Here is a 26,233-nt window from a genome sequence, read left to right as displayed (position 1 = left end):
CTCACTTCAGAGCAGTTCTTATATTTTCTGGAATCAGATTCCAAAATAACTAGATTGCTGGAGCCCGAACAATGCCTGCCGAGCCGCATTTTCTGCCCGACGTTGATTGCGATGTACTGATCGTCGGCTCCGGCGCGGCCGGATTGTCGGCAGCCGTGACGGCGGCATGGCATGGCCTGAAAGTGATCGTGGTCGAGAAAGACCCGGTGTTCGGCGGCGCCACCGCCTGGTCCGGCGGCTGGGCCTGGGTGCCGTGCAATCCGTTGGCGCGCCGCGCCGGGATCGTCGAAGACGTGGAACTGCCGCGCACCTACCTGCGCCACGAGTTGGGCGAGCGCTTCAACGGGCCGATGATCGACGCCTTTCTGGAGGCCGGCCCAAGGATGGTGGCGTTCTTCGAACAACACACCTCGCTGCAATTCGCCGACGGCAACGCCATTGCCGACATCCATGGCGACACCCCCGGCGCCGGCACCGGCGGACGTTCTGTGATCGCCGCGCCCTACGACGCCAGAAAGGTCGGCAGGTTGCTCAAGCGCCTGCGTAAAACCATGCGCGAAACCTCCTTCATGGGCATGCCGATCATGGCCGGCGCCGACCTTGGCGCGTTTCTCAACCTGACCCGCTCGCTGCCCGCCGCCTGGCATGTCACCCAGCGTTTTACCCGTCATTTGCTCGACCTCGCCGTCCATGGCCGGGCGATGCAACTGGTCAATGGCGTGGCGCTGGTGGCGCGTCTGGCGAAGTCCGCCGAGGACCTGGGCGTGCTGCTCTGGGAGTCGGCGCCGGTCACCGATCTGCTGCGGGAAAACGAACAGGTGTGCGGCGCGGTCATCAGCACTGCCAAGGGCTCGGTACGGATCAAGGCGCGCAAGGCCGTGGTGCTGGCCGCGGGTGGTTTTGCCAATGACATCGAGCGGCGCAAGGCCCTGTTCCCGCGCACGCCCACCGGCCGTGAGCATCTGGCGCTGCCACCGCTGGCCGTGTCCGGCGATGGCCTGCGCCTGGGCGAACGTGTCGGCGCCCACGTCGATACCGACATGCAGTCCCCCGTCGCCTGGGCCCCGGTGTCCGAAGTGCCCCACGGCGACGGCAGCATCGGCCACTTCCCGCACATCATCGAACGCGGCAAGCCCGGCATCATCGGCGTCCTGAGCACCGGCCAGCGTTTCGTCAACGAGGCCAACGGCTATTACGACTACGTCACCGCCATGGTCGCCGCCGCGCCCCAAGGTGAAGAAGTCGCCTCATGGCTGATCTGCAATCACGCCTTTCAACGGCGTTATGGCCTGGGCATCTCCCGGCCGTTTCCCGTACCGCTGTCATCCTTTGTCCGCAGCGGCTATCTGAAAACCGGCAATACCCTGGAGGAATTGGCGCAGGCTTGTGGTATCGATCCGCAGGGTTTGAGCGCCACTGTGACGGACTACAACCGCCATGCCCGCCACGGCGAAGACCCGCAATTCGGCCGTGGCTCGACGCCCTACAACCGCAAACAGGGGGATGCGCTGCATCAGCCCAACCCCTGCGTCGCCGTCCTCGAACAAGGCCCCTTCTATGCCGTGAAGGTCCGGCCCGGCTGCTTCGGCACCTTTGCCGGGCTCAAGGTCAACCCCCATGCCCAGGTCCTCGACGACGCGGGCCAGGTCATCGCCGGGCTGTACGCGGCCGGTGGCGACATGGCCAGCATCATGGGCGGGCACTACCCGGCCGGCGGCATCAACATCGGCCCGGCGCTGACTTTCGGCTACATCGCCGCCCGGCACATTGCTGGCGTTACCGCTTACGAACAGGAGATCGAGCATGCAGCTCGATGATGAGGATCGTCGCCTGATCCCAGGTCTGTCCAATCGCGAACGCCAGGTCAGCCCGGACTTCGCACCGGTGTGGGACGCGTTCGACGTGTGATGGGAAAGGGCCTCGGATTGCCGTCAGGGCGACCGGGGTCTTACCTGGCCTTACACATTTTTCCCACAGCGCATTTTCAATGAGGTTATTCATGGCCCACGGCGAATCCCGCCCATCCATGAAGGACCGCAAACATGCTATGGAAAAAAGCCAGACCCAGCGACAACGTCAACGACACCCGACAGGGCAAGGATGCCCGCAAGCACACAGGGAAACTTTTCGGTGCGGGGCTCGCGGCCATCGCGCTGACCGGCGCCGTACTTCACTCGACGCTGAACTCCACGCCGGACGAAGACCAGCAACTGAAGTTCGTCCAGTCCGTCCTGGGCGAGACCGAAGACACCTGGACGAAGCTGTTCGCCCAAACCGGACGTCACTACTCACCGCCCACGCTGGTGGTGTTCGATAACCACATGACCTCCGAGTGCGGCCCCGCCAGCGCGCCCTTCTATTGCCCGAGCAATCAACAGGTGTACCTCGACCTGGCGCTGTTCACGAACCTTGAGCAGCGGTTTTCCGTGGTCGCTGACTTCGCCCGCGCCTACATCATCGCCCACGAAATCGGCCATCACGTGCAGCTGGAGCTGGGGCTTTCCGAGCCTTTCGAGCAAGCGCTGCGGGACCAGAAACCGGTGATGGGCGATGGCGGCCTGGAGGTTCGCGCAGAGCTGCAGGCCGATTGCCTGGCCGGCGTCTGGGCACACCATGCGCAGCAGCGCCTCGATTGGCTGGAACCGGGCGATGTGGAAGCGGCGCTGCAGGCTGCCACGGTGTTTGGTGATGACAATCTGCAAAGTCAGGCCAGCGGCCAGGTTCGGCCCGAGACCTTCGCCCACGGCACCTCGGCGCAACGGGTGAAGTGGTTCAAATCCGGCTTCGACACAGGTCGCATTGAAGCCTGCGACACCTTCAACACCAGCAACCTGCAGGAGCTGCCGCAGGCTGCGATCTTTTGATCCTGCTCTTAAAAAATCAAAAGATCGCAGCCTCGTTTCACTCGGCAGCGCCTACAGGGTACGCCTCCGTCCATCATCGAACTCTCCCGTCACCGAACCCAGGGCGCCAGGCACTGTCTGACGACCGGACTGGCGCCGCTCCTGCACAGCAGCAACACTCATCGCACGACCAATCAGAGGATTCCCACATGCTATGGAGAAAAGGCCGGCGCAGCGACAACGTGGTCGATGCCCGCGGCGATGACATCGGCAGTGGTGGTGGCGGGATGCGATTCGGTGGCGGCAAGGGTCTGAGCCTGACGGCCATCCTTCTGATTGTCGGGATCGGCTGGATCACCGGCCAGGATCCGCTGCAGATTCTCGGCCAGCTCACCGGTCAAATGGAGCAGTCGGCACCGGCCGGCAACCAGACGCGCAAGGCGCCGCCGGCCAACGATGAAGGGGCCGAATTCGTGCGCTCGATCCTGGGCGACACCGAAGACACCTGGCGCGAGGTTTTCCAGCAGGGCGGGCGGCAATACAAGGACCCGACCCTGGTGCTGTTCAGCAATCGCGTCAACTCGGCCTGTGGCATGGCCACGTCGGCGACCGGTCCGTTCTATTGCCCGGCGGACCAGAAGGTCTACCTGGACATGGCGTTCTTCCAGGAAATGTCGCAACGCTTTGCCGCCGCCGGTGACTTCGCCCAGGCCTACGTGATTGCGCACGAAGTCGGACACCATGTGCAGACCTTGCTCGGCGTCTCGGCGAAGATTCAGACGGCTCGCCAGCAGGGCCGGCAGATGGAAGGCGACGGTGGCTTGCTGGTCCGCCAGGAACTTCAGGCCGACTGCCTGGCCGGAGTCTGGGCCAACCATGCGCAGAAGCGCTTGAACTGGCTGGAACCGGGCGACATCGAAGAAGCACTGAACGCCGCCAATGCCATTGGCGACGATCGTTTGCAGCAACAGGGTCAGGGCCGCGTGGTACCCGACTCGTTTACCCATGGTACGTCAGCGCAACGGGTGCGCTGGTTCAAAACCGGATTCGCCCAGGGCCAGGTTGGCCAGTGCGATACCTTTGCGACGAAAAATCTGTAGATGAATAAATGGTTGTTGGCGTTGTTGTTCACGTGTGCGAGTACCCAGGCTGCCGAGCAGGGGGTCAAGGAAATCAGTCCGGGTCGCCTGTTGTTGAGATCAGGCGAGATCGCGGTGGGGCTCAGCCCCGCTCCGGGCAAGATCGAACGTGTGCTGATTGTCGTTCACGGTCGTCCGCGTAATGCGCAGACCTACCTGCAAAGCGCGGAAAAGGCCGTGGAACTGGCCGGGCAAAGCGCGACGACCCTGGTGATCGCCCCGCAATTTCTCAATGAAACCGACGTCGCGCTGCATCCCGTGGCCGACACGGTGCTGCGCTGGCAAGGCAATGAATGGATGGCTGGCGGCGAATCCACCGCGCCGTTTCGCCTGAGTTCGTTCGAAGCCCTGGACGAAATCATCGCCCGACTGAGTAATCGCCAGCAGTTTCCGGATGTGAAGCAGATCGTCATCGCCGGCCACTCCGGCGGCGCCCAGGTGGTCCAGCGCTATGCCCTGCTGGGCCACGATCAAGCCGCGCTTGAAGCCGCTGGCGTGCATTTGCGCTACGTGGTCGCCAACCCGTCTTCCTATGCGTATTTCGATGAGCGTCGACCGGTGGCTTTCAATCACGCCGCCTGCCCGGACTTCAATCGCTGGAAGTACGGCCTGGCGGATCTGCCCGCCTATGCCGAAGGACAAAGCCCCACGCAGCTGCAGGAAAAGTACCTCAAGCGTGACGTCGTTTATCTGTTGGGGCAGCAGGACATCGACCCGAACCATCCGGCGCTGGACAAGCGCTGTGAGGCCAAGGCGCAAGGGCCTTACCGACTGGCCCGCGGGCGGTTTTATGTCGATTACCTGAAGCGGCTGGCACCGCAGGGGTTGAACCAGCAACTGGTCGAGGTGCCCGGTGTGGGGCATAACGGGGAAGGGATGTTTACTTCGCCCGAAGGCCAAAAGGCGTTGTTCGGACAGTAGTTTTTGTAGCGTCAGGAAGGGCCTCTTCGACTTGCTCGCGAAGACGGTTAATCAGACACCAACAAACTCAAGCCAACAGCATCCGCCGCAACTCAACACAATCCACCGCATGCCAATCCGTCAACTCAGGCCACGGATTATCCGGCAGATTCACCAGCACCGTCCGCGCCCCCGCCGCGCGACCGCAATCCAGGTCGAAACGGTAATCGCCCACCATCACCATCTCGCTCGCCGGCACATTCCAGGCCTCTGCCAGCTTCAGCAAACCGCCCGGGTGCGGCTTGGGCGGTGCTTCATCGCGACCGAGCACATCCTCCACCGCGAAGCAGTCAGCCAGGCCAATGGCCTCCAGCGTGACATGGGCCAGTTCGCGAGCATTGCGCGTGAGGATGCCCAGCCGATAACCGCGTCCGGCCAGCTCCCGCACCAGTTCGACAGCGCCGACCGCCGGCTTCGAGCCCAGCGCCAGGTCGCGCTCGTGTTCCAGCAGCCAGGCATGCTTGGCCGCGGCCTCCTCGGCCGGCAGCGCTGCCAGATGCGTGAGAATGTCGTCTTCAGGCGGAATCGACAGGGCCACGCGAATCGCCGCGAAGTCATGCACCGCGACCGTCAGGGTGCCGTCCATGTCGAACACCCAGTGGCGTACGTCGGCCAGGCTCATGCCCAATCCTTACGGTGACGAATCAAGCCTTCCTGGGTAACCGAGGCCACCAGTTGCCCGGCGCGGTTGAACACGCTGCCACGGGAAAAGCCGCGGGAATTGCCGGCCCATGGACTGTCCATGGCGTACAGCAGCCAGTCATCGGCGCGCAGGTCCTGGTGGAACCACAGCGCGTGGTCGAGGCTGGCGACCTGCATGTCCTTGTGCCAGACCGACTTGCCGTGAGGCTGCATCGACGTGGTCAGCAGACCGAAGTCCGAGGCATAGGCCAGCAGGTATTTGTGCAGCGCCGGGGTGTCGGCCAACGCACCGTCGGCACGGAACCAGACGTACTTGATCGGATCCGACGGCTGCGGGTTGTAGGGGTCTTTTTCGGTGATCGGGCGAAACTCGATGGGCTTGGGGCAGAGCAGCTTTTCGCGCATCTTCTCCGGGATCAGGTGCGCGCGCTGCTGGGTGATCTCCAGCTCCGACGGCAGGTTTTCCGGGCCGACCACTTCAGGCATCTGCGACTGGTGCTCGAAGCCCTTCTCGTCGTACTGGAACGAGGCGCTGCAGGTGAAAATCTGATGGCCCTTCTGGATCGCCGTCACCCGGCGGGTGCTGAAACTGCCGCCATCGCGGACCCGTTCAACCTGATACACCACCGGCAACCCGGCATCGCCCGGACGCAGGAAGTAACCATGCATCGAATGCACATGGCGGGCTTCTTCAACGGTCTGACTGGCCGCCGACAGCGACTGGCCGAGTACCTGGCCACCGAACAACTGACGAAACCCCAGGTCCTGGCTGCGGCCACGGAACAGGTTTTCCTCGATCGGTTCCAGGGTCAGCAGGTCCACCAGATCTTCCAACACATGGCTCATTCAGACTCTCCTCACTCAACACAACGCCGCGCAGTTCTGGCTGCGTCGGTCGATTCAAATTCTGGCCCGGGCCAACAAGGGGCCATTGTAAACGTCCGTGTCAGGTTATCCATGCAAGGTTTGCAGCCATTGCTCACGATTGATGCGATAGAGCACGTGATGGCGTAGAGGATGACCCGCGTCGAGTTTGGGGTGCTCGAAGTCGTCGAGCGGGTCGTGGTGCATGCCGATGGCCTGCATGACTTTCTGCGAAGGCAGGTTGCTGTCGGCGGTGAAGGAGACGATTTCATCCACCACCAAACGATCAAACCCGCAGCGCAGAGCGGTCCACGCCGCTTCACTGGCATAACCCAGGCCCCAATGCTGGCGCGCCAGGCGCCAGCCGATCTCGATGGCTGGGGTGAACGGTGCGTCGAAGCCGACCATGCCCAGCCCGGTAAAGCCGATGAACTGGCCGGTGTCCTTGCGTTCCAGCGCCCAGAGGCCAAAACCGTGCTCGGCAAAATGACCGCGCACCCGACCGATCATCGACGCGCTCTCCAGACGGCTCAGGGGCGCGGGAAAATAGCGCATGACCTGCGGGTCGGCGCACATCGCGGCAAAATCCGGCAAATCTTCATCACGCCACTGACGCATCAGCAGTCGCGCGCTTTCCAATTGCAGTATCGGTTCCATCGGTCCGTTCCCCCATTTCCATGTCGCCAGTCTACAACGCTGGTAGGATCCTTCACTCGTTCCTACCTGCCTTAATGTCAGACATTTCAGCCATGCCCCTGCCGTTGATTTACCACGAAGACTACAGCCCGGAGTTTCCGGCGGATCACCGCTTCCCCATGGACAAGTTTCGCCTGCTGCGCGATCACCTGGTGGAAAGCGGGCTGACCCGCGACGCCGACCTGCTGCGCCCGCAATTGTGCCCGCCGGAGATTCTCGCCCTCGCCCATGACCCTTCGTACATCGAACGCTACATGGGTGGCGAGTTGTCCCGCGAGGATCAACGGCGCCTCGGCCTGCCCTGGAGCGAGGCCCTGGCCCGGCGCACCGTGCGGGCGGTCGGCGGTTCGCTGCTGGCGGCCGAGCAGGCACTGGAACATGGCCTGGCCTGCCATCTGGCCGGCGGCACCCACCACGCGCATTACGACCATCCGGCTGGCTTCTGCATCTTCAATGACCTGGCGGTGATCAGCCATTTCCTGCTGCAAAGCGGCCGGGTCAACCGCGTGCTGATCTTCGACTGCGACGTGCATCAGGGCGACGGCACCGCACGCATCCTGCACGACACCCCGGAAGCGATCACCGTTTCCCTGCATTGCGAAAAGAATTTTCCTGCACGCAAGGCCGAAAGCGACTGGGACATTCCGCTGCCCAATGGCATGGGCGATGCCGATTACCTGAAGGTGGTGGACGACGCGCTCAACTACCTGCTGCCGCTCTACCAGCCCGACCTGGTGCTGTACGACGCCGGCGTGGATGTGCACAAGGACGACGCCCTGGGTTACCTGAAACTCACCGACCAGGGCGTTGCCGCCCGGGATGAAAGCGTCATGCGCCATTGCCTGGGCCGCGATATCCCGGTGGTCGGGGTCATCGGCGGCGGCTACAGCAAAGACCGCAAGGCCCTGGCCCGCCGCCACGGCATCCTGCATCACAGCGCACAGCGGGTCTGGGCGTCATCAGGCTGTCACTGAGTTGTGGATGCTTTACCCACAATGGCTGTGGAGCCGCCTGTGGATAACCTGAGTGAAAGGGACTGCAGGCCTTGCCGCCTATGGCCTACAGACTACTGATCACTTTTTGATCACCCCTTTCAAACTCACCTCCCACAGGGTTTTGTGGCTGCTAGAATGCCCGGCCTATCCCGCCAGACCGCAGCGCACGCCATGACCCAGCCTTCAACACCCTCCTCTTCCCGAGTCGCCATCATCGGCGGCGGCCCCGCCGGTCTGATGGCGGCCGAAGTGTTGAGCCAGGCCGGCATCCAGGTCGACCTTTACGACGGCATGCCCTCGGTAGGCCGCAAGTTCCTGCTGGCCGGCGTCGGCGGCATGAACATCACCCACTCCGAAGCCTACCCCGCCTTCCTCTCCCGCTACGCCGAGCGCGCCCCGCAGATTGCGCCGCTGCTGCGCGGCTTCGGCGCGGACGCTTTGTGCCAGTGGATTCACGACCTGGGCATCGAAACCTTTGTCGGCAGCTCCGGCCGGGTATTCCCCACCGACATGAAAGCCGCACCCCTGCTGCGCGCCTGGCTAAAGCGCCTGCGCGACAGCGGCGTAGTTATCCACACCCGCCATCGCTGGCTGGGCTGGGACACACAAGGCAACTTGCTTATCCACAACCCCGACGGCGAAAAAACCGTACAGGCCGACGCCACCCTGCTCGCCGTCGGCGGCGGCAGCTGGGCGCGCCTGGGTTCCGATGGCGCCTGGATGCTGGAACTGGAGAAGCGCGGCGTAGGACTGGCGCCCCTGCAGCCGAGCAATTGCGGCTTCGAGGTGCAGGCATGGAGCGAATTGCTGGTCAGCAAATTCGCCGGCGCCCCGCTGAAAAACGTCGCCATCGGCCTCAACGACGACGTGCCACGCCTCGGCGAATGCGTGATCACCGCCACCGGCATCGAAGGCAGCCTGATCTATGCACTGTCGGCACCGATCCGCGAGGCGATCAATCAACAGGGCAGCGCCACCGTGCATATCGACCTGCTGCCCGGCCGACCTGTGGATAAAATCCTCGCCGCCCTGAGCAAGCCCCGTGGCTCTCGCTCGATGTCCAAGCACCTGCACAGCCAGCTCAGCATCGACGGCGTGAAGGCCGCGCTATTGCGCGAACTGACCTCTGCCGACACCTTCGCCGACCTGGCGTCGCTGGCCCAAGCGATCAAGGCCCTGCCCCTGACCTTGGTCAAAACCCGGCCACTGGACGAAGCCATCAGTAGCGCTGGCGGTGTGTTGTTCGAGTCGATGGACGAGCGCCTGATGCTCAAGCAGGTGCCTGGGGTGTTCTGCGCGGGGGAAATGATCGACTGGGAGGCGCCGACCGGGGGCTATCTGCTGACCGCGTGCTTCGCCAGTGGGCGGGCGGCGGGGTTGGGGATGGTGGAGTGGCTCAGGAGCAGCGGCAAGCTTTAAGCTGCAAGCTGCAAGACGGCGCCGTTTTAACTTGCCGCTTGCAGCTTTAAGCTTGAAGCTTGAAGCTGCCTTTAGGGCTTGCGCTTACGCGGCCCCGTATTGAACACCGGCACCTTGCGCACAGGCTTCACCGCAGGCTCCGCCGGCGCGGCATCCCCACTGTCCACCCACTTGCCCAGATTGCGCTTGCCGCCACCACCGGAAACCTTCGGCTTCTTCGGTTTTTTCGGCTTCTTGATCACCTGACCGCTGGCGTCGGTTTCCGGCACCCGGTGCTCCGGCTCGAACTCCGGCTCGTTCTGCCGCTTCAAGGTCTGACGGGTCAGCATTTCGATGGCCGACAGCAGATTCACTTCATCGGCGCACACCAGGGAAATCGCTTCGCCGGTCGAACCCGCGCGGCCGGTGCGGCCAATGCGGTGGATATAGTCCTCGGCCACGATCGGCAGGTCGAAGTTGACCACCAGCGGCAGGTCCTCGATATCCAGGCCACGGGCCGCAACGTCGGTGGCGACCAGGATCTGCACTTCGCCGATCTTGAAACGGTCCAGCGCACGCTGACGTGTCGCTTGCGGCTTGTCGCCGTGGATGCCGTCGGCATTGACGCCCAGACCCTGGAGTTTTTCCACCAGTGCATCCACGCCGTTACGGGTCTTGGCGAACACCAGCACCTGCTTCCACTTGCCCTTGCGCATCAGGTGCACGAACAGTTCCGGCTTGCGCTTCTTGTCCACCGTCACGATCCACTGCTTGACGGTATTGGCCGCCACGTTGCGCGGGCTGACTTCGATGCTCAGCGGGTCGTTGAGCATCTGCCCGGCCAGCAGGCGAATGTCATCGGAGAAGGTGGCGGAGAACAGCAGCGTCTGGCGCTTTTTCGGCAGTGCCCGGTAGATGTTCGCCAGTTCTTCGGAGAAGCCCAGGTCGAGCATGCGGTCGGCTTCGTCCAGCACCAGGGTTTGCAGCTGATTGAATTTCAGCGCGTTCTGGCGGAACAGGTCCAGCAAGCGGCCCGGGGTCGCGACCAGCAGGTCGACGCCGCCGCGCAGCTTCATCATTTGCGGGTTGATGCTGACGCCGCCGTACACCGCGTAGGTGCGCAGCGGCAGGTTCTCGGCGTACTGGCGCACGGCTTCGTGAACCTGCTCGGCCAGTTCGCGGGTCGGCACCAGAATCAGTGCGCGCACCGAGTTGGCGGCGACTTTCGGCCCTTCCATGGCCAGCAATTGCAGGAGCGGCAAGGCGAAACCGGCGGTCTTGCCGGTGCCGGTCTGGGCGGCGGCCATCAGGTCGCGACCGGCCAGCACTGCCGGAATGGCCTGTGCCTGAACCGGCGTCGGGGTCTGGTAGCCGAGCTTCTCGAGAGAGCGCAGCAAGGGATCGATCAGGCCAAGGGTGGCGAAAGTCATGGAAGTACCGTAGGAAAATTCAGCGCGGTTGTGCGGAAACGAGTTTGCAATGCCGCGCAGTTTACCCTAATTCACGCGGGATTCTGTCGGCACCGCCGTCGGCACGACCTTCGCCACCGGTGGTACAACCGGGCGGCGCCACTGCGGCAGGCCGATCAGCACCACGGCGCTGATGATCACCAGCATCGCCAATGCTTCTGCGATACCGATGGTCTCGCCGACAAACACGATCCCCAGCAACACCGCCACCGCCGGGTTGACGTAGGCATAGCTGGTAGCCGCCGCCGGGCGCACGTGTTTCAACAGGTACATGTAGGCGTTGAAGGCGATGATCGAACCGAAGATTGTCAGGTACGCCAGGGCGATCCAGCCCTCGATGGGCGGCACCTTCTCCAGATGCTCGCCACTGACCGCGCTGCCGATCAGCAACACCACGCCACCGACCAGCATTTCCACGGCGCTAGCCATGGCGCCCTGGGGCAACGGCAGATGCTTGCTCCAGACCGAACCGAACGCCCAACTGGCCGCCGCCAGGATCAACAAGGTTGCGCCCAACGGGCTCGACTGCAGGTTGGAGCCGAGGTTGAGCATGGCAATGCCGATCAGCCCCAGCACAATCCCGGCCCATTCAAGGCGGGTATTGCGCGAGCCCCAGAAATAACCGAACAGCAAGGTGAACAGCGGCACCGTCGCCACCGCCAGCGCCGCCACCCCGGAGGCCACGCCCATGTGCTCGGCCACGCTGACCCCGCCATTGCCGCCCGCCAGCAACAACACGCCGATGATCCCCGCCGCTTTCCACTGCGCCCAGGTCGGCGCCGGAGCCCCGCGCCAGCGCAGGAAGCCGTACATCAGCGTGCCCGCGATCACAAAACGAATGCCGGCCAACAGCAACGGCGGCCAGGATTCAACGCCGATGCGGATCACCAGATAAGTCGAACCCCAGATCACGTACAAGGCGAAAAAGGCAGCGATCAAGGGCAAGGGAAAGCGACGAAGGCCGGGCATGGGGGCAGCTCACAGGCAGGACAGGTGAACCGCTATTCTAAAAAGGCTGTTGGCGAAAAATAAGTTACAAAACTTGTTTAATGCGCCAGTACACTTTTCAAAACACGGAGTTGATGGCATTAAACCGTGATTTCGAAAGTCGGCCATTTTCAGGAGTCACCGTGATGGACAAATACGATCGCATGCTGCTCAGCGCCCTGCTGGAAAACGGCCGCGCGTCCTACGCGGACCTCGCGCGCAAGGTCAACCTGTCCGCCCCGGCCGTCGCCGAACGGGTGGCCAAGCTCGAAGCCAGCGGCGTGATCACCGGCTACCAGGCCAAAGTCGACATGGCCAAGCTGGGCCTGCCGATCCAGTGCGTCATCGAACTGCGCCTGAACCAGCACGGCAACCAGAAAGCCTACGACGACCTGATCAAAATCCCGCAACTGACCGAATGCCACCGGGTCACCGGCGACCCCTGCGTGATCATGCAGGCGGCGGTCGGCTCGATGCCGGAACTCGAAGACCTGATCAACCGAATCGCCACCTTCGGCTTCAGCAAAACCTCGATCGTCCTGTCCAGCGCAATCGAAAAGCGCGTGCCATTGGGGCATATCGAAAACAACGGCAAACCCTGAAAACACCCCAAACCCTTGCAGGAGCGAGGCTTGCCCGCGAAGAGGCCGGTACATTCGACATCAACGCTGACTGTACCGACGCCTTCGCGGGCAAGCCTCGCTCCTACACGGAATCAAGCCCCGCTAAAACTCGCCGACAACAGCCCCGGCATGTCCCGCAGGCGAACCCAGCGGTGTGTTCAGGGGATTTGGAGAATGTTTGATCATGGTGAACTTCCTAACGACAGTGGGAGCTACCAGCATCACTTGCAGGTGGTGGGTGGCAGCTGTGCATGGGCTGCAAGACCGAGTCGTTAGGCAACCTCGGCAGACCCGAAGGTCTCCCACACACAGCCACCATAAATCGATGGACGCTTGATAAAGCGACGCGATTATAGGAGCGCTGGTAGGTGCTTAACAAACTATCGGCAGGCTTGCAGACCTGGTCGCTGATTTGGCAGCGACGTCCCAAAGGTTAGAGATGCCACAGAAGCCGGACAAGACGGACGATTCCCAACGTTTCGCAGGACGAATCGCCGATCTCACATGGCCGTTAAACACACAGCTCCTACAGGGATGGACGTAAACCAGGATGTTTTCAGATGCCGCGATGGCGCTTCAGATGCTCATTGATCTTCGCCGCCGGCACCTTCTGCAACTTGCACAGCAACTCATGGGACAACTCCCTTACCCCATGCTTCTCCCGCAACTCATCCGCCAGATGCGCCATCAGGTTGGCCGCCATTTCGGCGTCGGCCATGGCGCGGTGGGCCTTGCCGGTGTGGGGCAGGTTGGCGAAGGTGGTGAGGGTGCCGAGTTTGTGGTTCGGCGCCGCCGGCATCAGGCGGCGGGCCAGCAGCAGTGAGCAGGCGAAGTTCTGCAGACGAGTGCGTTTGATGCGGCCCAGTTCGAAATCCCAGAACTTCTGGTCGAACGCGGCGTTATGCGCCAGCAACGGCGTGATGCCGACGAATTCGTTAACCTCGTTCATCACCTGTTCGGCCGATGGTGCGGTGCGCAGCATGGCGTTGCTGATGCCGGTGAGCTGCTCGATGAAGGCCGGCACACGCACGCCGGCGTTCATCAGGCTCTGATAACGATCGACGATGCGCCCCTGTTCGAGGATGACCACGGCGATTTCCGTGGCGCGGCAGCTGCTGCTAGGGGAGATCCCGGTGGTTTCAAAGTCGATGACTGCGATGCGTTCCAACCTTTTACAACTCCGTATAAATCAATTCTTGAGCAGCAACGCGCCTTCGATCGGCACGTAGCGGCTGGCGGCGCGGATCAGCGAGTTGGCGGTCAGGCCCGGCACGCCATAGGCCACCGCCTGCACGCCGTGCTTGCTGATGATGCGCTCGAGCAGCATGTCGAAATCCCCGTCGCCGGAGGCCAGCACCACTTCGTCGACGTGATCGGCCGCGTCCATGATGTCCAGGGTGATGCCCACGTCCCAGTCGCCCTTGGCCGAGCCATCGCTGCGCTGGATGTAGGGCTTGAGCTTCACCGTGAAGCCCAGGTTGCGCAGGATCTGCTGGAACTGCTGCTGTTTGCTGTCGCCGCGATCGATGGCGTAGGCGTAGGCCTCGACGATCTGCCCCTGTTTGCTGATTTCAGCCCACAAGGCGGCGTAATTGAAGTGACAACCGTAGGCCTGACGCACGGTGTAATAGAGGTTCTGGACATCGGCGAACACTGCGATTTTTTTCACCGGACACCTTCAAAAGAGCACAGGCTGGTCAGGCACCAGGCCCGAAAAGGCGCCCAGTATGCCAGTGCGAAGGCGAATTCCGCGAATAATCGGCCCGAAGCGCCGCAGCGCTCCGGACGAATGGTGCATCAGACGTAGGAGTCGTCGTCGCCGCCAAAGAACGATGAGCTGTCATCGTTGTAGTCGGCATCGGTGAAACCACCCGAGTCCTGGCCCCAGGAATCGTTGTTGGCCATGCGCTGATCATCGCCCCAATCATTGTTGCCCTGGTCGCTGACCTGGGCCGGCTCTTCCTTGATGACTTCGACGATTTCCTGCGGTTGCTGATTGTGGTTGAACAGACTGCTGATGCCTTGGGCCAGCATCACGCCACCTGCCACGCCCGCCGCAGTTTTCAGAGCGCCACCCAGGAAACTGCTGCCGGCCGCCGGAGCCTGTTGCGCAGGTGCATAACCTTGCTGTGGATAGTTTTGCTGCGGCGCACCGAAGTTCTGCTGCGGCGGCTGCGAATTGAACGAAGAGCGCCCCGGCTCGCGCCAGCCGCCACCGCCGGACATCGGTGCGCTCTGGCTCGGCGCAGGCTGTGGATCGCGGGATCCGCCACCAAAAATGCTCGACAGGAAACCACCGCTGCTCGGAGCCGGCGCCGCTGTCTGCGCCCTGGCCTGCTGAAGATCGGCCTGCAACTGCTGGATCTGCTGGGCCTGCTGTTTGTTCTGTTCATCGAGGCGCTTGATGGCCGCCTCCTGCACCAGAATCGCCTGGGTCATGAAATAACCTGCCGCCGGCTGGCGGTTCAGGTGTTCCTTGATCCGCGCCTCAGCCTGGGCATCGCGCGGGGCTGCGTCCGTTTCGGCCTGTTGCAGCCGGGAAAACAGTCCATCGATCAGGGTTTGTTCTTCGTTGTTCATGGCGACCTCGTAGATTGCCGGGAAAATCGTCGCCCTTACCCATTGTGGATAAGGTGCTCATCCCTAATGGAGGTTGATGCCGGATGTTTCAATGACCTTTACCGAATGTTTACGTTTGCTTCAGGCGGTACATCATCGGTTACAGTGAGTGACTGTTTTATACCGACGATGCCGACTGATGAACCCGTTCGACGTACTGCGTGACTCTCTGTATTTCTTCAAGCGCAATCTGGGCCAGATCGTCCAGCTGTGCCTGCCGCTTGTCATCATCGAAGCCTTGCTGCAACAGGTGGTCGACCACTCCACCGAGCCAGACACGATCCCCGGCATCAGCGTGATCGTGGGCCTGCTGGTGTATCCGCTGTACACCGCCGCGCTGATCCTGTTTCTCGACGCCCGCAGCCGGGGCGAATCGCCGAGCAACCGTGAGTTGCTGTCCCGGTCCGCCTACCTGTGGCCGCGCTTCGCCCTGCTGACCGCTCTCAATACCCTGCTGATTCTGCTGGGCCTGTCGCTGTATTTCCTGCCGGGCATCTGGCTGATGGTCGCCCTGGCCTTCGGCGAATACCTGCTGGTGCTGCGAGGCCTGTCGCCACTGGCGGCGATGAAAGAAAGCCTGCGCCTGACCCGCGGTCATTTCATCCGCATCCTGGTGTGCATCCTGTGCGTGATGGGGCCCTTGTGGCTGCTCAAGGGCGCGACGATGGCGGTCTATCCCGAACCGCAGAACCCGGTGATTTCGCTGCTGATCGACAGCGCCCACAGTTTCCTGCAACTGTTCACCAGCGTGGTGCTGTTCCGCCTGTTCATGCTGATCGGCGAGGTGCCGGAAAAAATCGAAGGGCCACGCTGAGCGTGGCACGCAACCTTGTAGCACGGCGCCTATTGGGATTGAACCTGTGGCTCGGGTATCCTCGGGACCAACTTTCGTAACGCGTTAAGCCGAGCCATGACCCGACTGCTGCGCTACACCTTGCTGGCATTGTTGATTGCGATTGTGCTGATCGGCCTGTCGATCTACAGCCTCACCTGGCGCCCCGACGCCCGGGAAGTGCTGCCGGTCAGTTGCAGCACCCGGGCACCGACCCTGGCGTCCGGTCAGGCGCTGAAGGTCATGACCTGGAACGTCCAGTACCTGGCGGGCAAGCGCTACGTGTTCTGGAATGACCTGGCCCACGGCACCGACGAATCGCCCACCCCCGAAGACATGGCCTTCAGCCTCGACGAAGTGGCGCGGGTGATTCGTGACGAGCAGCCGGACGTGGTGCTGTTGCAGGAACTGGACGATGGCGCCAAGGCCAGCGATTACCAGAACCAGCTCAAACTGCTGCACGAACGGGTCGCCGACCTGTACCCGTGCAGTGTCGCCGCCTACGACTGGAAAGCCGATTTTGTCCCCGATCCGCACATCTTCGGCAGTGTCGGCCGGCAGCTGGCGACCCTGAGCCGCTTTCAGATCGATCACGCCCAGCGCCTGCAATTGCCGGTGGCGAAGGCCAACTTGATCAGTCGTCAGTTCAAGCCGAAAAATGCCTTGCTGGCGGCTTATCTGCCCCTGAACGATGGCGGCCAGATGGCCGTGCTCAACACTCACCTGGACCGTGTGACGCAACCGGACGAGACCTTGCAGGCGCAGGTGACCGCTGTGGCCAAGGTGCTCGACAAGTTTGAAAGCCGCGGCACGCCGTGGCTGATCGGTGGGGATTTCAATCTGTTGCCGCTCGGGCAGTACCAGCGCCTGCCCAGCGAACAGCGCACGCCCTACTCCGCCGACAGCGCCCTGCATGTGCTGTGGGACAAGTACCCGATGATCCCCACCAACAACGAAGCCAGCGGTATCGACCGTGCTCGCTGGTTGACTCAGTATCCCAATGATCCCGGCCTGAATGGCCCGGACCGTACTGTCGATTACCTGTTCTACAGTCCGCGGATCAAGCGGGTCGAGGCGACGGTGCGGCAGGATGATACGTTGCGTATCTCCGATCACTTGCCGGTGATTGCCCGGTTCCTGCTGCCGGCAACCCCCTGAACCTGAGACAGACCACATAACCTGTGGGAGCGGCGGTGCGACGATTCGACTTGCTCGCGAAGGCGGCGTGTCAGGCAACATCGATATTGAATGTGCCGGCCTCTTCGCGAGCAAGCCCACAGGGTTTAGTGTTGCATCAACAAGCGGCGATTAATCCGCTTTCCAATCATCCGGAATCACCGCAATCACATCGATCTCCATCAACCACTGCGGCTGCCCCAGCCCGGAAATCACCAGCCCCGTGGAGATCGGGAACACGCCCTTGAGCCACTTGCCCACCACCTGATAAACCGGCTCGCGGTAGCGCGGGTCGATGATGTAAGTGGTGGTTTTGACGATGTGCGAAAGATCGCTCCCCGCCTCTTCCAGCAACTGTTTGACGTTCTTCATCGCCTGTTCGGCCTGGGCCGCCGGGTCGCCCAGACCCACCAGATTGCCCTCGAAATCGGTGCCGATCTGGCCGCGGACATACACCGTGTTACCCGCCCGTACCGCCTGGCAAAGGTCGTTGTCCAGGGACTGGTTCGGATAGGTGTCCTTGGTGTTGAACATGCGAATTCGTGTGTGAGTTGGCATCGAAAATGTCCTGAAAATGAATGTATGAAAAATGACTCAGCGCTGCGACGGATCGCGGTACTGCAGGTACTGGCGCTGGGTGGCAATGTGGCCGGCGACGTGCTTGGCGTCGTGCCAGACGCCCCAGATGAAGCTCGACCCGCGACGCGACAGCCACGGCAGCCCGACGAAATAAACCCCCGGCTCGCTCGATACGCCGCGCTGGTGACGAGGCTTGCCTTTGTCGTCAAAAGCGTCGACTTGCAGCCAGTTGTAATCAACGGCATAACCGGTGGCCCAGATGATCGAAGTGATGCCCGCTTCGGCCAGATCCAGCTCCAGGATCGGGTTAGTGATGCAGTCCGGGTCCGGCAGGGTTCGGCGCGCTTCAGGCTCTTCCGGCAGGTCCAGGCCATTGCGCGCGATGTAGGCGTCTGCCGCATCCAGCAGCGACAGGTAGTTCTCGTCACCGGCAGCGATGTTGCGGGCCAGGTCCTGCTGGAAGGTCACCACGCCATCATTGAAGGATTGGGTCAGGCCCACCAGCTGCACGCCTTGCTGGGCAAGCTCGCGGAAGTCCACGGTCTGCCCGCCCCTGGCGCCGCTGACCGCAATGGTCACGTGCTCACGGCCAGGCTGCATGACTTCGGCATCCCACAGCCCCAGCACCCCCAGCCACCAGCAGAAATCGCGGTTGCGATAGGCGCGAGGCGGACGGTCATGCTGGCCGACCGACAGGTAGACCTGCTTGCCCGAGCGCTGCAATTCATCGGCGATCTGCACACCGGAAGAACCGGCGCCCACCACCAGCACGCCACCTTCGGGCAGTTGCTGAGGGTTGAAGTATTGGGCCGAGTGAATCTGCGTGATCGGGCTGTCTTTCGGGGCAATCGGCGGAATCACCGGACGCTGGAACGGACCGGTCGCCGCCACCACGCGATTGGCCTCGATCACACCCTCGGAGGTTTCGATGGTGAACCCCGGACGATCAGCGTTGCGCACCACTTTCTTCACTTCGACACCGGTACGAATCGGCGCTTCGAACTTCTCGGCATAGGCTTCGAAATAGGCCGCCACCTGCTCCTTGGAGGCGAACTCGTCCGGTTCCAGCCCTTCGAAGGCCAGGCCCGGGAAGCGGTCGTGCCAGACCGGACCGTTGGCCACCAGCGAATCCCAGCGACCGGTGCGCCAGGCTTCGGCGATGCGGTTACGCTCCAGCACCAGGTGCGGAACCCCAAGCTTGGTCAAGTGTTCGCTCATGGCGACGCCAGCCTGGCCGGCCCCGACAACAAGCGTATCGATTTCAATCTTGTTAGTTGTCATGCTTGTGTCCTTCAAAGAGGCGACGGTGTCGCGACAGTTTGATAATCAAGTTCCGCGCTTAAACTTTATTTGCGGGGTGTTTGTATTGTGTTCAGAGTGCGCGAATAACGAAATTATGATTTTTGTCGTTATTAGCCAGAAAAAAGCTTTGTCGTTTTCTGCGGGAAACTATTGGCACTAAAAACAACTAACGGGCTCGTTTCAAAAGACGCGAGCCCGTTAGTTATCTAAAAACAGCAGCGCTTAACGTGCGGCCCAGGCGTTGAAACGTTCCTCAAGTTCTTCGCCGTGATCGACCCAGAAAGTCGCGTCCACCAGTTGCCCTTCGGCCAGATTGGCCTGGGCGGTGGGCAGTTGCGCCAGGGTGTCGGCCGGCAACTGCTCCAGCACGTCCTTGCGGATCGGCCCGTACGGGATCTGGGTGGAGAAGGTTTTCTGCCCGCTGGCCTGGCTGGCGAACACGATGAACTTCTGCGCCAGCGTCTTGTTCGGGCTGCCTTTGACGATGGCCCAGTGATCCGGATCGTAGAGGTGACCGTTCCACGAGATCGCCAGTTTCGAGCCTTCCTTCTGCGCCACCGCGATGCGTCCGTTGTAGGCGGCGGACATCACCACATCGCCGGCGGCCAGCCATTGTGGCGGTTGTGCGCCGGCCTCCCACCACTGGATCGAAGGCTTGATCTGATCGAGCTTCTTGAACGCCCGGTCCACGCCTTCCTTGGTGTTGAGCACCTTGTAGAGGTCTTGCTGCTTCACACCATCGGCAAGCAGCGCCACTTCCAGGGTGTACTTGGCGCCCTTGCGCAGACCGCGCTTGCCCGGAAACTGCTGCAGGTTCCACATGTCCGCCCAGGACGTCGGCGCCGCGCCCACCTTGCCCGCGTTGTAGGCCAGCACCATCGACCACACATAACTGGCCACGCCGCATTCGCTGACCGCACCCGGCAGGTAGTTGCCGGCATCACCGATCAGGGCCGGGTCGATCCGTTCGAACAGACCCTCCTCGCAGCCGCGCACCAGCTCGGGGCTTTCCACCTCGACGACATCCCAGCTGACCTGGCCGACATCGACCATGGCCTTGACCTTGGACAGCTCACCGCTGTACTCGCCCACCACCACCTTGCCGGCGCCGCTGCTTTCAAAGGGTTTGAAGTAAGCCCCTTCCTGCGCCGCCTTGGTGGCACCGCCGAAGGAAATCACCGTCAGGCTCTCGGAATGAGCGATGACCGGTGCCGTGAATGCAAGGAGTGCTGAAATACCAGCAACCGCTGTAACGCTCGAAGACTTGAACATATAAAGCTCCCTCACTTTTTAATTGTGATTGGTTACTGAGGCAGTCACGACCACGCGGCCGCAAGTACGCGATTGACTCTCCGCGTCGGGACATCTTTTTTATTCTTGAAACCGCACACAGTGAGTGCGCGGTTAATTAGTCAAGTGCAATTCAACGCAATTGAAACCAGGTGGTTTTCAAATGGGTGTATTTATCGAAAGAGTGCAGCGACAGGTCGCGACCGAACCCCGACTGCTTGCCGCCACCGAACGGCACGGTGACGTCCAGGGCGTCGACGGTATTGACCGACACGGTGCCCGCCTTCAGGGCGCGGGACACGCGGTGCGCGCGATTCAGATCGTCGCTCCAGACCGAGGCCGCCAGGCCATAGATGCTGTCGTTGGCCAGTTGCACCGCCTGCTCTTCGCTGTCGAAGGTGGAAATTGCCAGCACCGGCCCGAAGACCTCTTCGCGGGACAGATACGCGTCCTGGGCGACGTCGGCAAAAATGGTCGGCTCGATGAAGTTGTCGGAGCCGTTGAAGCTCAAGCGCCGGCCACCGGTGACCAGACGCGCGCCGTCCTGCCCGGCACGTTCGATAAAGCTCATCACCCGCGCGGCCTGGCTGGCATCGACGATGGCACCGGCGCGGCTTGCCGGGTTCAACGGATCGCCCGGCATCCAGGCTTTGGCTTTCTCCATGAGCCGCTCGATGAACTCGTCTTTGATCGAACGCTGCACATACAGACGCGAGTTGGCCGAGCAGACTTCGCCCTGGTTGAAGAAGATGCCGAACGCGGCTTTCTCCGCCGCCAGATCCAGATCACGGCAGTCGTCGAACACCAGGCTCGGGCTCTTGCCGCCGCATTCCAGCCAGACCTGCTTGAGGTTCGACTGCGCGGAATACTGCATGAAGTACTTGCCCACCTGGGTCGAGCCGGTGAACACCAGGCAATCGACATCGGGATGCAGGCCCAGCGCCTTGCCGGCGGACTCACCCAGACCCGGCACCACGTTCAGCACGCCGGCCGGCAAGCCGGCTTCCAGCGCCAGCTCCGCCAGACGCAGGGCCGAGAACGGCGATTGCTCGGCGGGCTTGAGTACCACGCTGTTGCCGGCGGCCAATGCCGGTGCGAGCTTCCAGGCCGCCATGTCCAACGGGAAGTTCCACGGCACGACGGCAGCGATGACGCCCAAGGGTTCACGGGTGATGGTCGCCAACGCCGATGGCGCGGTGGGTGCGACCTGATCGTAGAGCTTGTCCAGCGCCTCGCCGTACCAGCCGAACACATGGGCAGCGCCCGGCACGTCGATGTTGTAGGCATCCATCACCGGTTTGCCCATGTCGAGGGAATCGAGCAGGGCCAGCTCTTCGCGATGGGCCAGCATCAGCTCGGACAGGCGCAGCAACACGCGCTTGCGCTCCACCGGTGCCATCCGCGCCCAAGGGCCTTCGTTGAAGGCACGGCGCGCACTGCGAACGGCCATATCCACTTCGACTTCGCCACAGGCTGCAACGCGGGCCAGCAACTGGTTGGTGGCCGGGTTGATCGAATCGAATGTCGCGCCTGAAGCGGCAGAGATCTGCCGGCCATCGATCAAGGCTTTATCGGAGAAGGTTTGCCGGGCAGCTCTCTGCTGCCAGTAGTCGAGGTCGAACACGCTACGCTCCCTTTACGACCATTTGGATGGTCGGGGTTGTTATCTGATTGGACAGATAGTGCGTCAGCCGTGCGAATCGGAAAATTATTAAAAATATGCTCGGGACATAAGAAAAAACTTGGCAAGGGTTTGGCCAGCCCGGCCCCGCCATGAGGTAAGGTTCAGCCAGGCATTCTTGCGTCAGCGAAAAACAAAGAGGTGCGTGTGGCTTCCTATACCTTGCGGCAACTCAAGTACTTCGTCACCACGGTGGAAGCCGGCAGCGTGGCGGAGGCGTCGAGGCAGCTCTACATCGCGCAGCCTTCGGTATCGACGGCGATCAAGAGCCTGGAAGAGTCGTTCAACGTCCAGTTGTTCATCCGCCACCATGCCCAGGGCGTATCCCTGACGCCCACCGGCACACGCTTCTACCACAAAGCGCAGGAGCTGCTGCGCATGGCTCGGGAGTTCGAGCAGAATGCGCTGGCGGACAACGATACGGTGTCCGGACAGATCGACATCGGCTGCTTCGAGACGGTCGCCCCGCTGTACCTGCCGCAATTGATTGCCGACTTTCGCAAGCTGTATCCGGGCGTCGATATCCGCATCCGCGACGGCGAGCAGCAGGACCTGGTGCAAGGCTTGACTGCCGGCACCTTCGACGTCGCCTTCCTCTACGATCACGGACTGGACAGCACCATCCAGACCACCCCGCTGATGCCACCGCAGAAGCCTTACATCCTACTCCCTGAGGGGCATCGCTTTGCCGACCAGCAGGCCATTTCGCTGAGGGATCTGTGTGGCGAGCCGATGATCCTGCTCGATGTGCAACCGAGCCGGACCTACTTCGTCAGCCTGTTCCACGAACTGGATCTGACGCCGAACATCGTGTTCAGCTCGCCGTCGATCGAGATGGTGCGCGGCATGGTCGGCCAGGGCTTCGGCTTCTCGATCCTGGTGACCCGGCCGCATTCGGAATGTACTTATGATGGGAAGAAGGTGGTGTCGGTGGATATCAAGGAACCGGTGACCGCCTCGGGCCTCGCGGCCGCGCGCCTCAAGCGCAGTCAACTGACCAAGCCTGCGCAATTGTTCGTGGATTTTTGCCGGGAGCAGTTGAGTCAGAAGGTGGCCGGGCAGAACCAATCCAATCCCCTGTAGGAGCTGCCGCAGGCTGCGATCTTTTGATCTTGCTCTTCAAAATCAAAAGATCGCAGCCTCGTTTCACTCGACAGCTCCTACAAGGGGGCGATGTTTGTGTCTGAGCTCAGATAATCCGCCAACCGCCCCAGCATCGCATCGCACCCGCGCAACTGCTCCACCGAGACGAACTCGTCAGGCTTGTGCCCCTGATCCATGCTGCCCGGCCCGCACACCACCGTCGGAATCCCGGCCTGCTCGAACAGCCCGCCCTCGGTACCAAAAGCCACGGTGCCGAAATCCGAAGACTGGCTAAGGATCGCCAGCAACCGCGCCGCCTCACTCTCCGGCGGCGTGGCCAAACCGGGATAGGCGCTCAGCGGCCGCAACCTGATGTCCGTATCCGCCTGCACCGCCCGCATCTTCGGCAACAGCTCCTGCTCGGCATATGCCTGCAACTGGCTGGCCACCTGCTGGGCATCGAAGTTCGGCAGCGCCCTGACCTCGAAATCGAACTCGCATTCAGCCGGCACGATGTTCAATGCCCTGCCGCCTTTGATCACCCCCGTTTGCACCGTGGAATACGGCGGATCGAAACGCGGATCATGGTGATCAGGATGCGCCAGTTGCTCGCCGATGCTGCCCAGCCGACCGATCAGCTTCGCGGCGTATTCGATCGCATTCACCCCATAAGGCGCATAGGCCGAATGGCAGGCGGCGCCGCGCACTTCGCAGCGCATCGCCAGTTTGCCCTTGTGACCGAGCACGGGTTTGAGCTCGGTGGGTTCGCCGATCAGGCAGAGTGCAGGTTTGTGCGGACGCTTCTGCAGCTCTTCGAGCATCGGCCTGACACCCAGGCAACCCACTTCTTCATCGTAGGAAAACGCCAGATGCACGGGGACCCGAAGCGGGCGCTGCACAAAGAGCGGAACCGCCGCGAGCACCGAGGCGATGAAGCCTTTCATGTCCGCCGTGCCGCGCCCGTAGAGACGCCCATTGTTTTCGCTCAGGCGAAACGGCTCCACCGTCCAGGCCTGCCCGTCGACCGGCACCACATCGGTGTGGCCCGAAAGCACCACACCACCGGAGGTCTGCGGGCCAATGCTGGCGAACAGATTGGCCTTGGTGCCTTCGTCGTTGTAGAACAGCTCGCTCTGCACGCCGTGCCCGGCCAGGTAATCCTGGATGTAGCGAATCAGTTCCAGGTTGGAGTCGCGGCTGACGGTGGCAAAGCCGACCAGGCGCTCCAACAGGTCGCGGCTGGAGACCTCACTCATCCCCCGGCACTCCGTAGCTCGGGGCCGCTGTCGGGTTGAGCGCGCGGGTCAGGTAGTCCTGCATTTGCGGCCGGTAGGCCTGCCAGAGACCCGCGAGCTGACCGATGGGATCTTCCTCGGCCCAGTCGACCCGCAAGTCGATGATCGGCCAGGTGTAATCGCCCACCACTTTGAGCGCTGCGGAATGCACCGGCCCCGCCTCGCCACCGGCGGCCATGGCAGCCTGCATCGCCGCCAGCAGCCGATCGGCCAACTGCCCTGGCTCGGCCTCGAACGCCGCGACCATGGCCTCGATCACCCGCACATCGCTGAGCAGATTGCCCGCCGCCACACACTGCTCGCCCTTCACGGCGTTGTGCACGCCCAGCGACTCCTTGCCACTGAAACAGGCAATCCGCCCGGACGCATCGATCACCGTGACTTGCCGATACTGGCTCCAGCCGTTGGCACTCAGGGCCTTGTCCAGCGCCGCCTCAGCCTCCAGATGCTGGTGCTCCAGCAGATCGAGAATCTGCGGCCCCAGCGCCGGCAGCGTGATGTTCTGCGTAGACACCGCTCCGACCCCTGCCCGCGCCCAGGGACAACGCGCGCCCACCGCAATGCTTGAAGAACTGATGGCAATGCCGAGCTGCCCGGTCTCGGGGCAACGTCCGATAATCGAGAACGTCATGACTTACTCCTGTCGTTTCCTGTGCGTGGGAATTTGTATTCTGTTCATGCACAGGTAAGGGAGAAAGCAGGTTTTTTGTGGCTATTGATGAGGAAAAAACTGGGCAGGTGATTGCCATGATTTCGCCCCTGAAATCGGATGATGCGTCAGGGCCCAACTGCGCAAGAAGTTGCGCAAAAAAATGTGGATAAAGCTGTGGACACCTTTCTGCACGCTTTGCTTTTCGAGGCTTACAGAGGAGTGCGCAAGAAGTTGCACATTACTGCGCAACTTCTTGCGCACTTTTTGGGGTCATTTGGCGTCTAAATGTTTCAAAAATCGGCTAAAAACACTTAATCTACCCGATTTTATTGGCCCTCAATATTTCTGGCACGTTCCTTGACTAGGACTCAGGCACCCATCGGGCGATTTTGCCCTCTGGGAACCCCTGAAATTTCAGCAAGGAGCACCCCCCATGGCTACACCCGCATACATGTCCATTACCGGCGAAAAACAAGGCCTGATCACTGCCGGCGCGTTCACCGCCGATTCCGTTGGCAATTCCTACCAGGAAGGTCACGAAGACCAGGTCATGGTTCAGGCGTTCACCCACGACGTGATCATCCCGCGTGACCCGCAATCCGGTCAGCCAACCGGTCAGCGCATTCACAAACCCGCTGTGGTCACCAAGGTCTTCGACAAGGCTTCGCCGCTGCTGCAAGCCGCCTTGACGTCCGGCGAGCGCATGACGGAAATCGAGATCCAGTGGTTCCGCACCTCCGCACAAGGCACCCAGGAGCACTACTACACCACCAAACTGGAAGACGCGATCATCGTTGCCATCAACAACAAGATGCACAACTGCCAGGACCCGGAAAACCTGCACTACACACACCTGGAAGAGGTGCATTTCACCTACCGCAAAATCACCTGGACCCACGAAGTCTCCGGCACTTCCGGTTCCGATGACTGGCGCTCACCCGTCGTTTAACCGCAGCTGAACGTTACAGGCATCGACGCGTCTTGCAGGTCGATGCCTCCGAACATTTGGCGTACGTCGAGGCCTTTCAGGTAATCGGCGCACGTTGCAAAACTCGAGGAACACGGAATGTTCGCACCCGCCAATCAACCCCAATTCGCCCTGACCATC

General features: G+C 61.9%; 25 protein-coding genes. 11 read left to right on the top strand and 14 right to left on the bottom strand.

All coding sequences use genetic code 11. The annotated features are described in order from the left end of the window. Nucleotides 1–71: 71 nt before the first annotated feature. The 4 genes from HNO86_RS26800 (at nucleotide 72) to HNO86_RS26780 (ending at nucleotide 4,903) form a co-directional block, all read left to right on the top strand. Nucleotides 72–1,817: an FAD-dependent oxidoreductase gene (locus HNO86_RS26800; protein ID WP_175379940.1), complete on the top strand. Its 1,746-nt coding sequence runs from the start codon at nucleotides 72–74 to the stop codon at nucleotides 1,815–1,817. A 225-nt stretch (nucleotides 1,818–2,042) separates the two neighbouring features. After that, nucleotides 2,043–2,864: a neutral zinc metallopeptidase gene (locus HNO86_RS26790; protein WP_175379939.1), complete on the top strand. Its 822-nt coding sequence runs from the start codon at nucleotides 2,043–2,045 to the stop codon at nucleotides 2,862–2,864. Between the two features lie 188 nt (nucleotides 2,865–3,052). Next, entirely contained in the window at nucleotides 3,053–3,943 is an 891-nt protein-coding gene (locus tag HNO86_RS26785; RefSeq protein ID WP_175379938.1) for a neutral zinc metallopeptidase, read from the top strand. Further along, nucleotides 3,944–4,903, top strand: coding sequence for an alpha/beta hydrolase (locus HNO86_RS26780; RefSeq protein WP_175379937.1), 960 nt, complete (start codon nucleotides 3,944–3,946; stop codon nucleotides 4,901–4,903). A gap of 67 nt (nucleotides 4,904–4,970) precedes the next feature. Here the strand turns inward: HNO86_RS26780 and HNO86_RS26775 are convergent, their stop codons facing one another. From HNO86_RS26775 to HNO86_RS26765, 3 genes are all read right to left on the bottom strand, one after another. Then, nucleotides 4,971–5,564, bottom strand: coding sequence for an HAD family hydrolase (locus tag HNO86_RS26775; protein ID WP_175379936.1), 594 nt, complete (start codon nucleotides 5,562–5,564; stop codon nucleotides 4,971–4,973). After that, a complete protein-coding gene (gene tesB / locus HNO86_RS26770) occupies nucleotides 5,561–6,430 on the bottom strand; it encodes an acyl-CoA thioesterase II (RefSeq protein WP_175379935.1) in 870 nt (289 codons plus the stop codon). Before tesB ends, HNO86_RS26775 begins: the two co-directional genes overlap by 4 nt. Before the next feature lie 105 nt (nucleotides 6,431–6,535). After that, on the bottom strand, nucleotides 6,536–7,105 hold the full coding sequence (locus HNO86_RS26765) for a GNAT family N-acetyltransferase (RefSeq protein WP_175379934.1): 570 nt from the start codon (nucleotides 7,103–7,105) through the stop codon (nucleotides 6,536–6,538). A gap of 92 nt (nucleotides 7,106–7,197) precedes the next feature. Here HNO86_RS26765 and HNO86_RS26760 point away from each other — a divergent pair, with 92 nt between their 5' ends. Together HNO86_RS26760 and HNO86_RS26755 are read left to right on the top strand one after the other, a co-directional pair. Next, entirely contained in the window at nucleotides 7,198–8,118 is a 921-nt protein-coding gene (locus HNO86_RS26760; RefSeq protein ID WP_175379933.1) for a histone deacetylase, read from the top strand. Nucleotides 8,119–8,310: 192 nt separating this feature from the next. Further along, nucleotides 8,311–9,558 carry a TIGR03862 family flavoprotein gene (locus tag HNO86_RS26755; RefSeq protein WP_175379959.1) on the top strand — a complete coding sequence of 416 codons (1,248 nt, stop codon included), beginning with the start codon at nucleotides 8,311–8,313 and terminating at the stop codon, nucleotides 9,556–9,558. Between the two features lie 71 nt (nucleotides 9,559–9,629). Here HNO86_RS26755 and HNO86_RS26750 read toward each other — a convergent pair whose 3' ends face one another. After that, the gene (locus HNO86_RS26750; RefSeq protein WP_175379932.1) at nucleotides 9,630–10,967 is read right to left on the bottom strand and encodes a DEAD/DEAH box helicase; all 1,338 of its coding nucleotides are present in this window, start codon (nucleotides 10,965–10,967) and stop codon (nucleotides 9,630–9,632) included. A gap of 66 nt (nucleotides 10,968–11,033) precedes the next feature. Next, nucleotides 11,034–11,975, bottom strand: coding sequence for a drug/metabolite exporter YedA (gene yedA / locus HNO86_RS26745; RefSeq protein WP_175379931.1), 942 nt, complete (start codon nucleotides 11,973–11,975; stop codon nucleotides 11,034–11,036). Between the two features lie 164 nt (nucleotides 11,976–12,139). Between yedA and HNO86_RS26740 the strand changes: the two genes are divergently transcribed. Further along, a complete protein-coding gene (locus HNO86_RS26740; RefSeq protein ID WP_175379930.1) occupies nucleotides 12,140–12,595 on the top strand; it encodes an Lrp/AsnC family transcriptional regulator in 456 nt (151 codons plus the stop codon). A gap of 577 nt (nucleotides 12,596–13,172) precedes the next feature. Here HNO86_RS26740 and HNO86_RS26735 read toward each other — a convergent pair. The 3 genes from HNO86_RS26735 to HNO86_RS26725 form a co-directional block, all read right to left on the bottom strand. Further along, nucleotides 13,173–13,784 carry a PolC-type DNA polymerase III gene (locus HNO86_RS26735; protein ID WP_175379929.1) on the bottom strand — a complete coding sequence of 204 codons (612 nt, stop codon included), beginning with the start codon at nucleotides 13,782–13,784 and terminating at the stop codon, nucleotides 13,173–13,175. A 21-nt stretch (nucleotides 13,785–13,805) separates the two neighbouring features. Further along, nucleotides 13,806–14,285, bottom strand: coding sequence for an NYN domain-containing protein (locus HNO86_RS26730; RefSeq protein ID WP_096514962.1), 480 nt, complete (start codon nucleotides 14,283–14,285; stop codon nucleotides 13,806–13,808). Between the two features lie 128 nt (nucleotides 14,286–14,413). Continuing rightward, entirely contained in the window at nucleotides 14,414–15,196 is a 783-nt protein-coding gene (locus HNO86_RS26725; RefSeq protein WP_175379928.1) for a DUF2076 domain-containing protein, read from the bottom strand. 178 nt (nucleotides 15,197–15,374) lie between these two features. On the opposite strand from HNO86_RS26725, the gene HNO86_RS26720 reads away from it, so the two are divergent. Further along, nucleotides 15,375–16,049, top strand: coding sequence for a YciC family protein (locus tag HNO86_RS26720; protein ID WP_175379927.1), 675 nt, complete (start codon nucleotides 15,375–15,377; stop codon nucleotides 16,047–16,049). A 96-nt stretch (nucleotides 16,050–16,145) separates the two neighbouring features. Next, complete coding sequence (locus tag HNO86_RS26715) at nucleotides 16,146–17,225, top strand: endonuclease/exonuclease/phosphatase family protein (protein ID WP_175379926.1); 1,080 nt, start codon at nucleotides 16,146–16,148, stop codon at nucleotides 17,223–17,225. A 150-nt stretch (nucleotides 17,226–17,375) separates the two neighbouring features. On the opposite strand, the gene HNO86_RS26710 is transcribed toward HNO86_RS26715, so the two are convergent. The 4 genes from HNO86_RS26710 to HNO86_RS26695 all read right to left on the bottom strand — a co-directional run bounded on the left by HNO86_RS26710 (nucleotide 17,376) and on the right by HNO86_RS26695 (nucleotide 22,038). Continuing rightward, nucleotides 17,376–17,801, bottom strand: coding sequence for a RidA family protein (locus tag HNO86_RS26710; RefSeq protein ID WP_175379925.1), 426 nt, complete (start codon nucleotides 17,799–17,801; stop codon nucleotides 17,376–17,378). A gap of 36 nt (nucleotides 17,802–17,837) precedes the next feature. Further along, a complete protein-coding gene (locus tag HNO86_RS26705) occupies nucleotides 17,838–19,103 on the bottom strand; it encodes an NAD(P)/FAD-dependent oxidoreductase (RefSeq protein WP_175379924.1) in 1,266 nt (421 codons plus the stop codon). A gap of 243 nt (nucleotides 19,104–19,346) precedes the next feature. Next, on the bottom strand, nucleotides 19,347–20,396 hold the full coding sequence (locus tag HNO86_RS26700) for an ABC transporter substrate-binding protein (RefSeq protein WP_175379923.1): 1,050 nt from the start codon (nucleotides 20,394–20,396) through the stop codon (nucleotides 19,347–19,349). Between the two features lie 151 nt (nucleotides 20,397–20,547). After that, nucleotides 20,548–22,038 (bottom strand): aldehyde dehydrogenase family protein, encoded by a 1,491-nt coding sequence (locus tag HNO86_RS26695; protein ID WP_175379922.1) that lies wholly within the window; start codon nucleotides 22,036–22,038, stop codon nucleotides 20,548–20,550. Nucleotides 22,039–22,242: 204 nt separating this feature from the next. Here HNO86_RS26695 and HNO86_RS26690 point away from each other — a divergent pair, with 204 nt between their 5' ends. Next, nucleotides 22,243–23,178 carry a LysR substrate-binding domain-containing protein gene (locus tag HNO86_RS26690; protein WP_175379921.1) on the top strand — a complete coding sequence of 312 codons (936 nt, stop codon included), beginning with the start codon at nucleotides 22,243–22,245 and terminating at the stop codon, nucleotides 23,176–23,178. A 77-nt stretch (nucleotides 23,179–23,255) separates the two neighbouring features. Here the strand turns inward: HNO86_RS26690 and argE are convergent, their stop codons facing one another. Further along, nucleotides 23,256–24,434, bottom strand: a complete 1,179-nt coding sequence (argE, locus tag HNO86_RS26685; protein WP_175379920.1) for an acetylornithine deacetylase — start codon at nucleotides 24,432–24,434, stop codon at nucleotides 23,256–23,258. Beyond that, nucleotides 24,427–25,104: a DUF1028 domain-containing protein gene (locus tag HNO86_RS26680; protein WP_175379919.1), complete on the bottom strand. Its 678-nt coding sequence runs from the start codon at nucleotides 25,102–25,104 to the stop codon at nucleotides 24,427–24,429. Before HNO86_RS26680 ends, argE begins: the two co-directional genes overlap by 8 nt. 454 nt (nucleotides 25,105–25,558) lie before the next feature. Here HNO86_RS26680 and HNO86_RS26675 point away from each other — a divergent pair, with 454 nt between their 5' ends. Continuing rightward, nucleotides 25,559–26,074, top strand: a complete 516-nt coding sequence (locus HNO86_RS26675; protein ID WP_175379918.1) for an Hcp family type VI secretion system effector — start codon at nucleotides 25,559–25,561, stop codon at nucleotides 26,072–26,074. The last annotated feature ends 159 nt before the right edge of the window (nucleotides 26,075–26,233 follow it).

Source organism: Pseudomonas sp. C1C7, assembly GCF_013359595.1.
In the GTDB taxonomy this organism is placed as follows: domain Bacteria; phylum Pseudomonadota; class Gammaproteobacteria; order Pseudomonadales; family Pseudomonadaceae; genus Aquipseudomonas.
Note: the sequence above shows the minus strand (reverse complement) of the source record. Positions and strands in the feature narration are given on the sequence as shown.

What these genes read in the sequence shown, in the direction of transcription:
- HNO86_RS26740 (WP_175379930.1), top strand. Translation starts at nt 12,140, where the DNA reads ATGGACAAATACGATCGCATGCTGCTCAGCGCCCTGCTGGAAAACGGC.
- HNO86_RS26760 (WP_175379933.1), top strand. Translation starts at nt 7,198, where the DNA reads ATGCCCCTGCCGTTGATTTACCACGAAGACTACAGCCCGGAGTTTCCG.
- yedA (WP_175379931.1), bottom strand. Translation starts at nt 11,975, where the DNA reads ATGCCCGGCCTTCGTCGCTTTCCCTTGCCCTTGATCGCTGCCTTTTTC.
- HNO86_RS26765 (WP_175379934.1), bottom strand. Translation starts at nt 7,105, where the DNA reads ATGGAACCGATACTGCAATTGGAAAGCGCGCGACTGCTGATGCGTCAG.
- HNO86_RS26710 (WP_175379925.1), bottom strand. Translation starts at nt 17,801, where the DNA reads ATGCCAACTCACACACGAATTCGCATGTTCAACACCAAGGACACCTAT.
- HNO86_RS26725 (WP_175379928.1), bottom strand. Translation starts at nt 15,196, where the DNA reads ATGAACAACGAAGAACAAACCCTGATCGATGGACTGTTTTCCCGGCTG.
- HNO86_RS26780 (WP_175379937.1), top strand. Translation starts at nt 3,944, where the DNA reads ATGAATAAATGGTTGTTGGCGTTGTTGTTCACGTGTGCGAGTACCCAG.
- HNO86_RS26750 (WP_175379932.1), bottom strand. Translation starts at nt 10,967, where the DNA reads ATGACTTTCGCCACCCTTGGCCTGATCGATCCCTTGCTGCGCTCTCTC.
- HNO86_RS26715 (WP_175379926.1), top strand. Translation starts at nt 16,146, where the DNA reads ATGACCCGACTGCTGCGCTACACCTTGCTGGCATTGTTGATTGCGATT.
- HNO86_RS26680 (WP_175379919.1), bottom strand. Translation starts at nt 25,104, where the DNA reads ATGACGTTCTCGATTATCGGACGTTGCCCCGAGACCGGGCAGCTCGGC.
- HNO86_RS26700 (WP_175379923.1), bottom strand. Translation starts at nt 20,396, where the DNA reads ATGTTCAAGTCTTCGAGCGTTACAGCGGTTGCTGGTATTTCAGCACTC.
- HNO86_RS26785 (WP_175379938.1), top strand. Translation starts at nt 3,053, where the DNA reads ATGCTATGGAGAAAAGGCCGGCGCAGCGACAACGTGGTCGATGCCCGC.
- HNO86_RS26705 (WP_175379924.1), bottom strand. Translation starts at nt 19,103, where the DNA reads ATGACAACTAACAAGATTGAAATCGATACGCTTGTTGTCGGGGCCGGC.
- HNO86_RS26675 (WP_175379918.1), top strand. Translation starts at nt 25,559, where the DNA reads ATGGCTACACCCGCATACATGTCCATTACCGGCGAAAAACAAGGCCTG.
- tesB (WP_175379935.1), bottom strand. Translation starts at nt 6,430, where the DNA reads ATGAGCCATGTGTTGGAAGATCTGGTGGACCTGCTGACCCTGGAACCG.
- HNO86_RS26790 (WP_175379939.1), top strand. Translation starts at nt 2,043, where the DNA reads ATGCTATGGAAAAAAGCCAGACCCAGCGACAACGTCAACGACACCCGA.
- HNO86_RS26755 (WP_175379959.1), top strand. Translation starts at nt 8,311, where the DNA reads ATGACCCAGCCTTCAACACCCTCCTCTTCCCGAGTCGCCATCATCGGC.
- HNO86_RS26800 (WP_175379940.1), top strand. Translation starts at nt 72, where the DNA reads ATGCCTGCCGAGCCGCATTTTCTGCCCGACGTTGATTGCGATGTACTG.
- HNO86_RS26720 (WP_175379927.1), top strand. Translation starts at nt 15,375, where the DNA reads ATGAACCCGTTCGACGTACTGCGTGACTCTCTGTATTTCTTCAAGCGC.
- argE (WP_175379920.1), bottom strand. Translation starts at nt 24,434, where the DNA reads ATGAGTGAGGTCTCCAGCCGCGACCTGTTGGAGCGCCTGGTCGGCTTT.
- HNO86_RS26775 (WP_175379936.1), bottom strand. Translation starts at nt 5,564, where the DNA reads ATGAGCCTGGCCGACGTACGCCACTGGGTGTTCGACATGGACGGCACC.